The organism is Chryseobacterium indologenes (genome assembly GCF_018362995.1).
Classification (GTDB): Bacteria; Bacteroidota; Bacteroidia; order Flavobacteriales; family Weeksellaceae; genus Chryseobacterium; species Chryseobacterium indologenes_G.
The window spans coordinates 669274-684849 of record NZ_CP074372.1 but is presented as its reverse complement, the minus strand read 5'-3'; the positions used below and the strand labels follow the sequence as shown (position 1 = coordinate 684849).

The window sequence follows — 15576 nt, the reverse complement described above, 5'->3', positions numbered from 1 at the left end:
GTCACTGGGCATTTTTGTCTAAGATACTTTTATTTCAAGGCTTTCTTATATTCAGATAAAGCTCTTTCTCTGGCATAGGCATGTTCTACTATCGGAGCGGGATATTCGGGTGTATTCCATTCTGGCAGCCATTTTTTGATATATGAAAAGTCTTTATCAAATTTCTCAACCTGAGCTGTCGGATTGAAAACTCTGAAATAAGGAGCCGCATCACAGCCGCTTCCTGCCGCCCACTGCCAGTTTCCATTGTTTGCAGAGAGGTCATAATCATTCAGCTTTAAGGCAAAATAAGCTTCACCCCAACGCCAGTCGATCAGTAAATGCTTACATAAGAAGCTCGCTACAATCATTCTTACACGATTATGCATATAGCCTGTCTCATTAAGCTGTCTCATTCCGGCATCTACAATAGGATAGCCTGTAGTTCCTTCGCACCAGTGTTTAAATTCTTCTTCATTATTCCGCCAGTTAATATTATCATACTGTCTTTTAAACGAATGATGAACAACTTCCGGGAAATGATATAAAATCTGCATAAAAAATTCACGCCAGATTAATTCTGAAAGCCATGTTGCATTATGCTTCAATGCAAAAGCCACACATTTCCTGACACTTACTGTTCCAAACCGTAAAGCAATTCCGAGTTGTGTGGTATGCTGTAAGGCAGGATAATCACGGTATTTATCGTAATCATCTATAATGGAAGCATCCAGAACAGGTTTGGTAAAATCAAAATCTGTTTTTCTGAAACCAATCTCCTGTAAGGTAACAATATCAGAATGTTCCTGTGAAAAGAGATTTTTAAAGCTTAATTCTACAGATTTATAATGTTCCGGAGTTAATGCTTCACGCCATTTCTTTGCAAAAGGAGTATAAACGGTATAAGGAGAACCATCTTTTTTAACAATCTGATCTTTATCAAAAATAATCTGGTCTTTATAAGCTTTGAAAGGAATATTTTTCTCTTTGAAAAAATAATAGACTTCCTTATCTCTTTCAATTGCCTGAGGTTCATAATCCCGGTTACAGAAAATGCCTTCAATATGATATTCTTCAGATAGTTTGCGGAATATTTCTATAGGTTTTCCATAGTAAGTATTGACTTTTGAATGGTGTTTTTTCAATGAAATATTGATAGCCGTCAAAGCCTGATGGATATAATCTACCCTACGGTCTTCTTTATCTTCCAGTTTCCCGAGAATATCAGTATCAAATATAAAAACAGGCATGACCGGAGCATCCGACTGGAGAGCGTGGTGAAGCCCGATATTGTCTTCCAACCTCAAATCACGTCTGAACCAGAAAAGAGTGATTGTATCTTTCATAATAGTTTAATTCAAATTCATTGGTCATTTCTGCTTTGAAATGACTTCGTATCTAAGGAATAAATATACATATTTTAGCACATAAATATTTCCAGAAATTAGTATTATTCGGCTTTATCATTATATTTTGTATGATGATATGAAGTAAAATTTCCCGACATTTGTCTGGAATTTAGTATGAATAGAAACTTACAATAATGGAAGAATTTGAAGTACCCGTAATCTATAAAGGTAAAGAACTGTTTTTCAATGGAAAGCTTGCCACCTTCTCATACGGCTATAAACTGTACGTGGATGTTGACGGAACAGAAGTCGTTATTGAGCGTGATGATCATGGGGACTTAAGAGCTCTTCTGCCTGATGCTGCGTCGGAAAAAAATATAGACAAAGGGCTTATTGAAGCGATTATCGAGGTCTTCAGAGAGCTTCAGGTTTTGTAATGAATAAAAAAGAAACCTTGAAAAGATCTCTTTTTTATTCGACTGCCTAATAATTTCGTTTATTCAAACACTACATAATTTACCTTATCCACACCCGTATTTCCTGTTTTTTCATGATAAGCGTACAGTACAAGTTCGTAGTTTCCCGGAGAACTAATCATATCGCTTCCTTCAAAAAGGTTGGTTGAAACTAAAGACATATCTATATTCTTCACAAATTTTCCGTCTTTTTTCAAGATTCCTTTCACTTCAATTTCATCGGAATTCCAGACGCCTCCTTTATCGATGACACATCCGCACATCATAACAATATTAGCCTGAAACAGGAAAGGTTTGTCTTTAATAGTACTCAAGGCAATATACTGATGGGTTCTTGGCTTCAGAATATCAATGATGTATCCCGGAATTTCTAGGATAATTCCTTCTCCTAAAATATGTTTTCCGGGAATCAGCCACAATTCTGTGCTTACCACCGCCTGGGCCTGCTTACTGTTCAAAGGAGAAATGACTTCTATATTCACAAATGTAGGTTCATCAATATCCACTGCCGCCATAAAACCTCCGGTCTGTGCATCTGCAATGGAGTTTCCTCTGATTTTAGGCGTTTTCATAATCAGATCTGTGTTTCCGGTACTTCCCATGGTATTTCCTTCTGCCAGAATCCTCTGATTAAGTTTATTTCTGATGATGATATGAGCGCCGCCTAATGAAGTTCCGATAAATTTGGCATCTCTTGCTTTCGCTCTTATCATGATCTTTGTTTCAGTTGCCGAAATCATCAGATTGGAAAAAAGAAATGCTGTGATGAGAATTAATGCTTTCATGATTTGATTTATTTTAAATATTCCTGTTTAAACCTGTGATGGAAAGATTCATCCTTTAATTGCTGATCAATATGATCCAGATACGTGAAAATCCCAAGATCTTCTGATAGCACATTCAAAATTGCTTTTTCACAACTGTCCCAAATCTGCTCCAGCTGAGGGAGCATTTCAATGGCTTTAGGAGATAGTGAAATAATTTGTTTCCGTTTATCTATACTGTCTTTTTTGACGATGAGATAACCGCTTTCGTTCATTTTTTTGACAATAACCACAACAGATGGGTGTGAATATCCCAGCGGTTCCGCAATATCGGTAATTGAAATTTCCCCCTTTTTTTTCAGCAGCATAAAGACCAGATACCAATTGGGTTCAACATCAATCCCGAATTCTTTATAAAATTTACGAACATCATGAGACATCCTGTCGCTGATTCTTTTCAACCTGCTATCCAGCGCTTTATATCCTAATTCTTTAATGAAATCAAAATCCATCTGAAATATATTTTCTGTAAATATATAAAATATAAAGTCAACTATATAGTCAACTTTATATTTTTTTTTGAATTAAGAATTTAAGATAAAAGTTATTTGAAATTCTTCCTGTATTCACCGGGCGTCACTCCCCTATATTTTTTGAAAAGCTTGGAAAGATGGCTTTCATCACTGAACTGGAGCTCATAAGCGATTTCACTTAGGCGTACACTGCTGTATTTTAAATAGGTTTCAACTAATTTTAGCCTGTAGTCCAGCAGATAATCCTGATAGGAAACTCCCGTCTGCTGTTTGAAATACTCTCCGAAATAATTCCCGGAAATCCCGAAATGTTCAGCAATAGTCTGAATTCCGGTCTTCTCACGGTCTTTTATATGCTGTTGAATATAAGTGATAATCTTCATGATCGAAAAAGCTTTGCGGTTTTCCTGAAGATCTGATGTTTCACTCTGAATGATATTTCTGGCAATCAGGTTAAGAAGGATCGACATACAATTACGGATAATTAAATAGTCCTCCGCTTTATTTTTGAACTCATTCGCGATCTGCAGAATTAGGGTTTCCGCAAATTGCTCATCATTTTTATTTCTGAAGACACAACCAGCCCTCGCATGATAATTATGGCTGATGTACTGGAGTTTATACAAATTCTCACAGCTTTCAATACGATCTGCTTCCAGCCTGATTTTATCTATAAACTGAACCGGACACTGAATACTGATGAGCTGAGCCGTTTTACTCTCAAAGTGATATTCTTCCTGTTGAGGAATAATGAAAAGCTTACCCTGCGAAAAATTAATACTCCGATCATCATATGCAAGCGTACCTTCTCCCTTAACAATATAAACAAATGAGAGAAAAGCCTTTGTTTTAAATATAATCTCTTCTTCCTTCAGTTTTATTTCTCTTACATCAATCTCTTCAAGCGGCAGTCCTTTCATGATACACTGTATTTTCCTCCAAAAGTACAATTTTAGCGGAATAAAAAGCGGGTAATTTTGCATAAAAAAATATGAACACACATCCGAAACGATGGCAGGCACTCAATTTTCTGATTGCTGGTGCTTTTCTTTCACCGCTGGATTATTTTATTGTCAACATGGCTTTGCCCTCTATCAAAAAAGCATTCAGAGCCAGTGATCATCAGCTTCAGATGGTCATTGCCATTTATGGGCTTACGTATGCAGCGCTTGTTGTTTGTGGAGGAAGGCTGGGTGATATTTACGGCCGTAAAAAAATATTTATATCGGGATTATATACTTTCCTGTTCTCTTCTCTGGCCTGCGCCTTCTCTCCTGATGTTACATGGCTGATTATTTTCCGACTGTTTCAGGGTGTTGGCGCATCATTGCTCGCACCTCAGGTATTGGCTTCTATAAAGGATCTTTTCAGCAGTCAGGAGCAGCCTAAGGCTGTGAGTCTTTTCAGTTCGGTATTTGGGCTTGCCTCAGTGGCCGGGCAATTGCTTGGCGGAGTTCTTCTAAGTATGCATTGGGGAAATTTTTCCTGGGAAATGGTTTTTCTTGTGAATGTACCCATTACTATGATCTGTATTCTGGGGGTTCACTTTACCATGAGTGACAGCAATAAGAAAGAACAGACGGATATTGACTTTACAGGAGCTTTATTATTAATTATAGCCTTACTCATGCTTATCTGCCCTCTTATTTTCGGACAGAAATTTCAATGGGCATGGTGGATTTTCGGAGTTATTCTTTCCGGAATCTTATTATTAATCATGTTTCTGAGATATGAGAAAAAGCAGTTGCAAAAAAGCCGTCCGGTACTTATAGATCCGGCACTGCTGCAGCATAAACCTTTTGCATTAAGCCTTCTTATTATTTTCTTTTACAATTTCACTGCTGGTTTATTCATTTGCTATCCTTATTATCTTCAGCAGTTTCTTCATCAGAACTCAATGCAGACAGGATTGGCTATTGTTCCTTATGGGCTTGCATTTTTTCTGGCCCCTTTAATCACTTCACGGACAAAAATGGCCACTGAAAAAATGATTTACGCAGGATTGGGATTGTTGCTGACCGGATTTGTACTGAGTGCAGCGGCTTTCTATTTTCAGCAAAAACCGTCTTTTATTACTCGTACTACCCTTTTTATTGCCGGATTCGGGCACGGTACTATTATGCCGGTTATGATGCGGACCGCAATTTCTCTGGTTTCTAAAGATAAAGCAGGCCAGGCTTCAGGGTTGGTAAGCATTGGAATTCAAATTGGCAGTGTAACCGGAGGGGCTGTTATTGGAACTTTATTTTTTAATCTGATCCCTATTCTGGGATTCAAAGAAGCATTTGTAACAGCGGTAGGAATGATTGGCATTTTTCAACTTATTGGAATAGGAGCAGGAAGCAGATTGAAGAAATTCATTGATTAAAAAACATTTAAACAACAAAAAAATTATACATTTAAATATGAGCAATACAGAAAAAATTATTTGGGAAATAGAAGAATTTCACAGGAATATTGAAAAATGGTTTCAAGGGAAAACCGAAAACCGGGAAAGTCTTTATAAGGAATTATTATCCGGATTATCACCGGATTTCAAAATGATTAATGGAAACGGAGATACTGTTACGCTATCTATGCTTGGGGAATGGCTTCCCACCGTATTTGGAAAATTTCCGGAACGAAATATTCAGGTTGAAAATATAGAAGTACATGATTCTGAGCATCACGGTCTTGCCACCTATATCGAGACTCAGATCACGGGAGAAACTACAAACAGGAGACAATCATCAGCTGTTTTTCTATTGAATAAAGAAAAGGCGTTGTGGTTTCATCTTATTGAAAACTGGATATAAACAATATACAACAGCCCTGAGCATGTGAGCATGTACAGGGCTGTGTAATTGTAAGCGTCAATTTATTTTGCTTATTCAGACCATGGGGAATGTAAAATACAGTCACAGAAGTTTTTCCTTTGGAAATTCGGGATCATGAAGGCACAAACATCAGCTTTTATATTTCCAAAAGTAGTTTCTGTTTTATGTTCAAAACCACCGAAAAAAGTAGGAATTATCTTCTTTTTAAAATCATTTCTCGGAAAAGCCCTGATAATTTCCTCACGATGTTCTTTACTGAGGTTTTCATATCCTTCTCCCATCACATCCAATCCTACTCCGGAATACATTAAGGCTACTTCATTCTCTTTATGTTCTGCAATTCCAATGGTCGTGTGAAGCGCAATGGTATCCCAAACCAGCTGGAGTTTATCCTGAGCAATCCCATGTCCTTTCAAAAAGTCTCTTGCTGCATTGGCTCCGTCTACCTCAAATCTCAGGTCAGGACTGCTGTAATGAGAGACAAGCCCCAGATCATGAAATACCGATGCCACGTATAATAGCTCTGTATCATGAGTCTTGTTTTCCCTTTTGGCATTTAATGACGAGAATAAAAAAACACGCAGGGAGTGATTATAAATAAATTCTGTTCCGTGTTCCAATAGAAGCTCTGTGGCTTCTGTTGCGATTTTACTGTCCGGAATGATGATTCCGGCAACTTCTTTCATACGATGTACTGACATAGCTTTATGTAATTTTATCCAAAGGTATCCTGATTACAGGTTCCTGAGAATATCAATAAATACTGATGACATGTCAAAATTTCAGACTGTTTTATACTCTGATATGAATGAAATTATTACGATAGCTCACCGGAGATATTTCCGTATTTTTTTTGAAAAAGTGGCTGAATTGTTCTGATGTATTGAAATTAAGCTGATAAGCAATCTCTTTTACGGTATAAGAGCTGAACTGAAGAAGTCTTTTCGCTTCCGCAATAATCTGTCCGTTGATGATCTCTTTTGCGCTTTTATTACTACACCGTTTACACAGTTCACTCAGTCTCCGTGAGGTAATATTCAACAACTCTGAATAGTCGTTTACTGCATGCAGATTATGATACTGGCTGCTCAACAGCTCCATAAATTTGCGGTAAATAATATAATCCTGACTGTCAAAAGTTTCTTCCTTTACGATTTTTATGTTAGCTAATTTGATCATAATGATCTTTAAATAGGCAGCCAATACATCCATCTGATTGGTATAAGACTCTGCTTTGTATTCTGTCAGTAAGATCTTAAACAAACTTAAGAATTCGTCTGTTTCAGTCTGATCCGGTAACAACTGCTGATTCGCAGCGGCATTATTAAACAAAACCGCTTTACAGTTACTGGCACTGGAAGGCACTCTTTCCCAAAAACAGTCCCCAAAAGAAATATGATAGCCACAGACATCAGAATAGTTTTCAAACTTACAGATCTGGCCTTTAGAGAGTAAAAATATTTTCTGATCTGCAATATCAAAAGTATGTTCATCTATGACCAGCACACCTCTACCGCTCTCAATCATTAAAATATGATGGTAATTAAGCCTTACAAAGCTTCCGGAATAAGGAACATGCTCCTCCAAACGCTTGACGGAAAAAGAATGATCAATAACAGATTCGGTTAAAATTCCTGAGACCGGTTTCATGGAACGAAATTTTAATAAAGATAGAAAGATTTTGAGATGCAAGATTAGCAAGGAATAATGAACCGGAAAATGTCAAAAAACACCTAACAGATGTCAAAATTCCCTGAAAAGTTATGATTTTCTGAAAACCTTCATCTGACCAGCCATCACCGCCAGTAAAATCCCAAAACAGGCAAAAAGGCCATATGAATATCTGAGATCAAAACTTTCAGCAATATATCCGATAAGAGGCGGCCCCATCAGAAATCCTAAAAATGAAATACTGGAAACAAATGATAAAGCAATACTTGGTGCTACCGTGCTTACCTTTCCAACGGTACTATAAACGGACGGCACACTCAGAGAACTTCCGAGACCAATGATCATGAAAGCGATGATACAGATCCATAGTTCCGGAAAGAAAACACTTAGAAAAAGTCCCCCGCTCATCAGAATCCCGCAACATTGCAGAACGATCTTTTTTCCATACTTTTCTATGATTCTGTTCCCGATAAACCTGCCTAAAGTCATCATTAAAATAAAACTCGTATATCCCAGTATTACAAGATTTTCTGGTGCTTTAACTATAGTTTGAAAATAAACCCCGCTCCAGTCGAACATAGCCCCTTCAATCGCCATACTCAGGAATCCTATGATTCCCAGCCCCACCAGTGTAGGATTCACAAATTTAAAAATTGACTGGGTTTGCGGCTCTGCTTTATGAATAATATTAGTCAGATTTCTTTTACTATAGAACCAAAGTATTCCTACCAGTATAAAAATAGTGACAAAATGATAGAAAGTTCCCACATGAAGGTTGATCATCAATAAGCCGACAACCGCTCCCGTAAGACCGGCAAAACACCAGGCTCCGTGATAGGAAGAGAGAAGGGATCTCTTCGTAATAGATTCTATTTCAATAGCCTGCGTATTGATCGCAATATTGCACATATTCCCGGAAACCCCGAAGAAAAACAGCACAACCCCTAATGTCCAGTAAGAAGGTGATAAACCAATTAACAACAGAAAAAAAGGATACAGCATAAAGCATCTTTTAATAATCCCGCTGCTTCCGTAAATACTGATCAGTTTTCCGGCCAAAACCATCGTTGAAAGCTGTCCTATCGGCATCAGAAGCAATAGTGTTCCCAACTCTGCCTCATTGATAGAAAGTGCATTTTTAATGATAGGAATTCGGCTGGCCCAGGAAGAAAAAACAAGTCCGTGGGCAAAGAAAAGTAAAAAACAGGCTGTTGGCATTTTTGCATTAAAAGATTCTCTCTCGTTCATTATAACAGGGGGATAAAAATTCCTTTTGCAAAGGTAGACACGCTCCCCTATTAAAATCTAGTCCGTTTTTGTCATTTTTACGTTCCATTTTAACCATTAGCTTTGAAATTCTGAAAATCAAAAGGCTGCAGTTAAAAAGAAAAGACAGTATGAGATCAATTCCAATGGAAAGATAACATACTGTCACTTTATAAAGGTTTTAAAACTGAATTCCTGCTATTTTTTGATAATCTTTTTTGAAACGGAGCTACCGTTCTTGAATTCTCCCCGCAGAATATATACTCCTTTCTGGAGTTTTGAAATATCAACAGTTTTAACATTTCCGGCTGTTAAAACAACTTTACCGTCCATAGACGTTACTTTTATACTCCTGATATTTTCCCTGGTGTTTAATGTGATGAAATCAGAACCAGGATTCGGATACACTGATACTGATTCTTTTTTGGCATCTGGTTCTATTGCAGACAATGTTCCGTTAGTAAGGTATGAAACCGTTTTTGCAACATTTGTAGTTCCATTAAATACAAAAGTATTGATTCCGAAAGTAAATACCGTTCCGTAGCTTTGATTCACCCATTGATAGGACTCATTGGTATAGGTTACAGGCGTAGGAACTCCCGGAAAAGTCTGTGTTGCAGTTCTCATTCTTTTGATCCTTAACACATTTGTAAAAGTACCCGCTGGTGTTATTACAGTTCCATAGCCGTCTACACTATAATCCACCTGTCCTGATTCATCTGTATTTCCTACACTGGCAGATACACTACTGAACTGATAATTATCGCTGTACTGCTGCAGATATGTTATTGGGAATTTATATTCTATCAATGGATTGGTATATGTTACTGTGATATCTCCCAAGGTCGGACCGGAATAAGACCCAATCATTGTAGCATCTGCATCCGTCATGATATTAAAATCATACGTATCCGCAGAAGCTGGTTTTGTAATTCTGTTGGCTCCGGGAAACCTGAAACAGTTAGCCTGGCCCGGACATGCATTAACAGTGTAAGTAATAGTATTTGTTCCTGCATAAGCAGAAAAATCCCATGTAATATTGGCGCCAGCCGGACCCGCATTGATAGCCGTTGCCGTTACATCTCCTGATTTAAGCTCAATAGGATTATTAATCCTGTCCACACCTGCTCTTGTGACCGATGGCTGGGCATAAGCCATTATTCCAAGGCCAAGTAATACAATAGAGTTTAGCTTTTTCATACTGTTTATTTTAGATTGATTTGGAGTTTTGTTTTTTATACAAATGTATTTTGAGTCTCCACGGCTATCAATCCTGAAAAAAAAGTATTTTTATCTACCTGAAATCAGGTATTTTTTACCTCTCTGTAAATCATTATTTTATGTAAATAAAAAACACCCGGTGTTTGAACCGGGTGATCTATTTAATTGAAAGACTGTCTGTAACTCAGTGGAGTCTTATCCGTCTTCTTTTTAAAGAGTTTATTGAAGGACTGCGGATGTTCAAATCCCAGGGCATAAGCTACTTCAGATACAGAAAAACCTGTAGTGGTAAGATATTCCTTCGCCTTTTCAATCAGCTTTTCATGAATATGCTGTTGGGCATTCAGCCCGGTAAGGTTACGAAGCATATCGCTCAGATAATGAGGTGACAAATTAAGAGTGGAAGCCAGAAATTCTACCGTAGGAAGTCCTTTATTCAAGGTTTCCTGCTGATTAAAATAATTTTCCAGCACAAGATCCATCTTCGTCAGCAGATCACTGTTTACAGCCTTTCTCGTGATAAACTGTCTTTTATAAAAACGGTTGCTGTAATTGAGAAGAACTTCCATATAAGAAATGATAACATCCTGGCTTACTTCATCAATCGCAGTATTCAGTTCATTTTCAATATTATCAAGCAGTCCGGTTATAGTTGTTTTCTCATGATCAGACAAATGAAGCGCCTCATTCGTATCGTAAGAAAAGAAACCGAAGTTTTTGATATTTTTGGCTAAAGGATAGCTTCTGATAAAATCCGGATGTACCAATAATGTATAGCCACAATATTCTGCATTTTCATCTGTGGAAAGAACCTGGCCGGGTGCGGTGAACATCATTCCTCCTTCGTTGAAATCATAATATCCCTGCCCATAGCCCATTTTCCCCGTGGTAGAATATTTATACGAAATTTTATAAAAATCTAGGATAAAACTTCTTTTCAGCATATCCTTTTTAATACTCATTTTCGTATTATCCACAAGGCTTACCAACGGATGAAGCGGTTTTGGGAGCTGCAACATGTCGTGCAGTTCTGATATGGATGAAATTTTCAGAGGAATATTATCTTTCTTTTCCATGATATAAAATTATAAATTATTTAATTGAAAAGACAGTATTAGTGTGATTTACTTTATACTGTCTTCCAAAACCTGATTAAATAAACTGTTTGCCAAACTGCTCTCTGAATGCTTCATCACCTAATTCAAGGCGTTGTGCATAAATCGCTTTAGCATCTTCTCCGGCTATATATCTCAGCTGTTTTTTGCCATCTGTAGCAGCCTCATACACCACTGCTGCAATCTGTTCAGGAGTAGAAGCAGCTTCCATCATTCCTTCCATTTTAGAAAACAGAGAGTTCGTCATCTCTTCATACGCCGGACTAGATGCTGAATCCAGAGAACGACTTACAAAATCTGTTTTGATTCCTCCCGGAGAAACCGTTTTAATATCAATTCCTAAAGTATTAAGCTCAAAAGCTAAACTTTCGCTCCATCCTTCAAGCGCCCACTTGGTAGCATGATAAGTAGAACCCAATGGAAATGCCACCAGTCCTCCTATAGACGTTGTAGAAATAAACATTCCTTTTTTCTGCTCTCTAAAGTAAGGAATGAATGCCTGGGTAACGCGTATAACTCCTAATAAATTTGTGTCAAGCTGTTTTACGATCTGATCATCAGAAAGAGCTTCCAAAGGTCCTATTAAGCCATATCCTGCGTTATTGTATACCACATCAATAGTGCCAAGCTCCAACGCCTGCTTCACAGTAGACCTGATCTGTTCCGGATTGGTAACATCCAGCGGAAGTACAGTTACATTTTCCAACGCAGCAAGATCAGCTCCGGATTCAGGGTTTCTCATCGTAGCGATTACTCTCCATCCGTTGTTTTGAAATAATTGGGCAGTTGCTTTTCCTAATCCTGTAGAAGCACCTGTTATAAAAATTGTTTTCATTTTTCTTTGTTTAAAATTACAGGACAAAGTTCAGCATTAGAACAAACCCGGGAGTTGCCAAAATGGGGTAAGCTGTAGCCAAAATGGATTCTCAAATACATTTGTTTTTTGTAAGTTTGCCTTCATCAATTTTTATGGCAGAATATATTCTTGACAACGTTAATATCAGTACACTTTCCGTATATGACCTGCTGAAACATACCTCAGACAGTGCATTCATCGGAATCAGGGATTTCCACGAAATCTACCCTGCTGCTATTGAAAACAATACAGGAATATTTACAAAGCAATCTTCATTACAGGATTTTCCAATGGTCAGCATCAGCAAGGTTGGCAGTTCACTACTCTGCTCCTGCACTTGTGATGATCAGAAAGACAAGCTTTGTTCCCATCAGGCAGAAATCATCCATTGTATCATAGAGGATAAAAATTACCGCTTGTTTTTTGATGATATGCTTCGCAAAAAAGCCCTTCTTCCCAAAGCCAAAGCATATGGGTTGGAAAATGAACCGGATCTGGATCAATATTTTCAGCTTGAATACAGCAATGGTAAAATTGAAATCCATCCTAAGATCAAGGAAATGCTTCCTGTAGATGAGGTGATGCTTCAGAGAGATCTTCTTCCACAGCTTCCCTCAAAACTGGATGAACTTGCAATACTGGAAACAGGTAAGAAACAAATATTGGTTATTGGTAAGCACCGTTATTATAACCATATGACCTTCTCCCTCATGGAAGCGGAAATAACGCAGACAGGCAAGCTCAAAAATCCGGTGAATCCTGTAGATGCCATGCAGCTGATCTGGAAAGCCGAGAAACCTGCAGACATTAAATTTTATACAGCCATCACTTCTTTCCAGAATAATTATAATGAAGATTACAACCCTTCAGAACTGGAAGCTTTAAAACTTATTGTAAAGAATACTTTGGGATTGGAAGTCTATTATCACGACCGGGAAATTGCAGAAACAGTGTCTGCAAAATCACTTTCTCAGGTTGAATTAAATACTTTAGATGCCGAGGTTCAATTATCTGTATTTAAGAAAGATCCGTTTTACGAAATAACAGGAGAATTGTTATTTAATGATATTTCTGTTCCATTCAAAAATATTGTTCTCAGAAATGAATATTTTGTATATAACCGAAACGTTTTCAGCTTTGTAGATCATCCTGACATGCTCAGAATCATCAGGTTTTTTAAGGCTAATAATGAAATCTTACTGATCCATTCTTCAAAATATGAGGCATTCATGAAGGATATCCTCTCTACTATAGAAGAGCGTATTCATATAAATTACAAATACATACAAGCCGCAACAAAAGCACAGCTTGAAGACAAGAATTATCACACGGAAAGAGTCATCTATCTCCGTCAGCAGGAAAATTATATTGGCATTACTCCCGTTATGAAATACGGAGATGTAGAAGTTCCGGTGTATTCCAGAAAGCAGCTTTTTGATACAGATCAGAATGGAAATCCATTTAAAATAGAAAGAAACGAACCGGCAGAGGCCCGCTTTACTTCATTAGTCATGCAGCAGCACCCCGATTTTGAAGAGCAGATGGACGGCTATCAGTATTTTTATCTTCACAGGGATAAGTTCCTGGATAACAACTGGTTTCTTGAAGCTTTTGAAACCTGGAGAAATGAAGGAATAACCATACTTGGCTTTAATGAATTAAAAAATAACAAATTAAATCCCCACCGGGCTAAAATCAATATTCAGATTACCAGTGGACTGGATTGGTTTAATGCTAAATTAAAAGTAGGTTTTGGACCCAAAGAAGCCTCTTTAAAACAGCTTCACCGCTCCATCCGTAATAAAAGTAAATTCGTTCAGCTGGACGATGGCAGCCTGGGAATTCTCCCTGAAGAATGGATGGAAAAGATAGCCGCGTACTTTCATGCAGGAGAAATTGACGAAGAGCTCTTAAAGATTCCGAAAATTAATTTCACAGAGGTTACTTCGTTATTTGAAAAAGAAGTTCTGAGCCAGGAAGTTCAGGAAGAACTCACCACCTATTCCACGAAGTTCTCAAAAGTAAAAAATATTCCACAAGTCAATATTCCGGCAACGCTGGACGCTGAACTCAGGGATTATCAGCATGACGGATTGAACTGGCTTAATTTTCTTGATGAATTTAACTTCGGAGGGTGTCTTGCCGATGATATGGGACTTGGAAAAACTATTCAGATTATTGCTTTTATTCTGTCACAGAGGGAAAAACGAGGACATACTACGAATCTTATTGTAGTGCCTACTTCCCTGCTTTTCAACTGGCAGGAAGAGCTCAGCAGATTTGCACCTTCTATAAAAGTTCTGCTTCATTATGGTGCAGACAGACCCAAAACAACTGCTCATATGCAAGACTATGAAGTAGTTCTTACCACTTACGGAATGATGCTTTCGGATATCCGTTTTCTAAAAAATTTTAATTTCAATTATGTATTTCTGGATGAATCACAGGTGATTAAAAACCCAAATTCAGAAAGATATAAAGCGGCACGGCTGCTTCAATCGAGAAACAGAATTGTATTGACGGGTACGCCTGTTGAAAACAGCACTTTTGACCTTTACAGCCAGCTTTCTTTCGCTTGTCCCGGACTTTTGGGAAGCAAGCAGTATTTTAAGGATATTTATGCCATTCCTATTGATAAATTTGAATACAGTAAACGGGCGTTAGAACTTCAGCAAAAGATAAAGCCTTTTATACTCAGAAGAACCAAGAAACAGGTTGCAAAAGAGCTGCCTGAGAAAACAGAAACGGTCATCTACTGTGAAATGAATGCAGAACAGCGCAAGATATACGATGCTTACGAAAAGGAGCTTCGTGAATTTATTGCTGCTAATGATGACGATGATCTGAATAAGAACAGCATGCACGTCCTTACAGGTCTCACAAGACTCAGACAGATCTGTAACTCCCCTGTGTTGATGAAAGAAGGATATTCCGGGGAAAATGCTGTTAAAATTGAGATTTTGATGGAACAGATCCTTGGAAAATCACAAGATCATAAAATCCTGGTCTTCTCACAGTTTGTCGGAATGCTTGATCTGATAAAAACAGAACTGGAACGCCACAATATTAAGTTTGAATATCTTACGGGGCAGACTAAAGATAGAGGAGAAAAAGTATCAAATTTCCAGAAAAATAAAGATATTCGTGTGTTTCTGATCAGCTTAAAGGCTGGTGGTGTAGGTCTTAATCTCACTCAGGCAGATTATATTTATCTGGTAGATCCATGGTGGAATCCTGCAGCTGAAAACCAGGCTATTGACCGAAGTTATCGTATAGGACAAACCAAAAATGTAATTGCCGTCCGGATGATCTGTTCTAATACTGTGGAAGAAAAAATTCTTACCTTTCAGCAAAAGAAAAAACAACTGGCTCAGAATCTGCTTACCACAGACGGAAAGAAACTTCAGGGACTTTCTAAACAGGATCTTATGAATTTATTAGAATCCGGTTCATAATATCTAAAAAGCAACAATTAAAAAACCGACAGGTAAAGGACCTGTCGATTAAAAACAAAAATTGATATGGATATG

At 37.7% G+C, this 15576-nt stretch carries 14 protein-coding genes; 4 read left to right on the top strand and 10 right to left on the bottom strand.

Annotated elements, in window-relative coordinates:
* Nucleotides 1-29 precede the first annotated feature (29 nt).
* The gene (locus DYR29_RS02850) at nucleotides 30-1325 is read right to left on the bottom strand and encodes a cryptochrome/photolyase family protein (RefSeq protein WP_213279210.1); all 1296 of its coding nucleotides are present in this window, start codon (nucleotides 1323-1325) and stop codon (nucleotides 30-32) included.
* Between the two features lie 197 nt (nucleotides 1326-1522).
* On the opposite strand from DYR29_RS02850, the gene DYR29_RS02845 reads away from it, so the two are divergent.
* Nucleotides 1523-1765, top strand: coding sequence for a hypothetical protein (locus tag DYR29_RS02845; RefSeq protein WP_142716618.1), 243 nt, complete (start codon nucleotides 1523-1525; stop codon nucleotides 1763-1765).
* A 59-nt stretch (nucleotides 1766-1824) separates the two neighbouring features.
* Here DYR29_RS02845 and DYR29_RS02840 read toward each other — a convergent pair whose 3' ends face one another.
* The 3 genes from DYR29_RS02840 to DYR29_RS02830 form a co-directional block, all read right to left on the bottom strand.
* Nucleotides 1825-2589 carry a hypothetical protein gene (locus DYR29_RS02840; RefSeq protein ID WP_213279209.1) on the bottom strand — a complete coding sequence of 255 codons (765 nt, stop codon included), beginning with the start codon at nucleotides 2587-2589 and terminating at the stop codon, nucleotides 1825-1827.
* An 8-nt stretch (nucleotides 2590-2597) separates the two neighbouring features.
* Nucleotides 2598-3080 (bottom strand): MarR family winged helix-turn-helix transcriptional regulator, encoded by a 483-nt coding sequence (locus DYR29_RS02835; RefSeq protein WP_213279208.1) that lies wholly within the window; start codon nucleotides 3078-3080, stop codon nucleotides 2598-2600.
* Nucleotides 3081-3172: 92 nt separating this feature from the next.
* Complete coding sequence (locus DYR29_RS02830; RefSeq protein WP_213279207.1) at nucleotides 3173-4021, bottom strand: AraC family transcriptional regulator; 849 nt, start codon at nucleotides 4019-4021, stop codon at nucleotides 3173-3175.
* A gap of 71 nt (nucleotides 4022-4092) precedes the next feature.
* On the opposite strand from DYR29_RS02830, the gene DYR29_RS02825 reads away from it, so the two are divergent.
* Together DYR29_RS02825 and DYR29_RS02820 are read left to right on the top strand one after the other, a co-directional pair.
* Nucleotides 4093-5469, top strand: a complete 1377-nt coding sequence (locus tag DYR29_RS02825) for an MFS transporter (RefSeq protein ID WP_213279206.1) — start codon at nucleotides 4093-4095, stop codon at nucleotides 5467-5469.
* A gap of 37 nt (nucleotides 5470-5506) precedes the next feature.
* Nucleotides 5507-5896, top strand: a complete 390-nt coding sequence (locus tag DYR29_RS02820) for a hypothetical protein (protein WP_213279205.1) — start codon at nucleotides 5507-5509, stop codon at nucleotides 5894-5896.
* Nucleotides 5897-5967: 71 nt separating this feature from the next.
* Here the strand turns inward: DYR29_RS02820 and DYR29_RS02815 are convergent, their stop codons facing one another.
* The 6 genes from DYR29_RS02815 to DYR29_RS02790 all read right to left on the bottom strand — a co-directional run bounded on the left by DYR29_RS02815 (nucleotide 5968) and on the right by DYR29_RS02790 (nucleotide 12025).
* Nucleotides 5968-6618: an HD domain-containing protein gene (locus tag DYR29_RS02815; RefSeq protein ID WP_249413596.1), complete on the bottom strand. Its 651-nt coding sequence runs from the start codon at nucleotides 6616-6618 to the stop codon at nucleotides 5968-5970.
* A gap of 91 nt (nucleotides 6619-6709) precedes the next feature.
* Nucleotides 6710-7567 (bottom strand): AraC family transcriptional regulator, encoded by an 858-nt coding sequence (locus DYR29_RS02810; RefSeq protein ID WP_213279204.1) that lies wholly within the window; start codon nucleotides 7565-7567, stop codon nucleotides 6710-6712.
* A 111-nt stretch (nucleotides 7568-7678) separates the two neighbouring features.
* Entirely contained in the window at nucleotides 7679-8836 is a 1158-nt protein-coding gene (locus tag DYR29_RS02805) for an MFS transporter (protein WP_213279203.1), read from the bottom strand.
* Between the two features lie 216 nt (nucleotides 8837-9052).
* Nucleotides 9053-10054 (bottom strand): T9SS type A sorting domain-containing protein, encoded by a 1002-nt coding sequence (locus DYR29_RS02800; protein ID WP_213279202.1) that lies wholly within the window; start codon nucleotides 10052-10054, stop codon nucleotides 9053-9055.
* A gap of 182 nt (nucleotides 10055-10236) precedes the next feature.
* Nucleotides 10237-11151: a helix-turn-helix domain-containing protein gene (locus DYR29_RS02795; RefSeq protein ID WP_213279201.1), complete on the bottom strand. Its 915-nt coding sequence runs from the start codon at nucleotides 11149-11151 to the stop codon at nucleotides 10237-10239.
* Between the two features lie 76 nt (nucleotides 11152-11227).
* Entirely contained in the window at nucleotides 11228-12025 is a 798-nt protein-coding gene (locus DYR29_RS02790; protein WP_213279200.1) for an SDR family oxidoreductase, read from the bottom strand.
* Between the two features lie 134 nt (nucleotides 12026-12159).
* On the opposite strand from DYR29_RS02790, the gene DYR29_RS02785 reads away from it, so the two are divergent.
* On the top strand, nucleotides 12160-15501 hold the full coding sequence (locus DYR29_RS02785; protein ID WP_213279199.1) for a DEAD/DEAH box helicase: 3342 nt from the start codon (nucleotides 12160-12162) through the stop codon (nucleotides 15499-15501).
* Nucleotides 15502-15576: the final 75 nt, after the last annotated feature.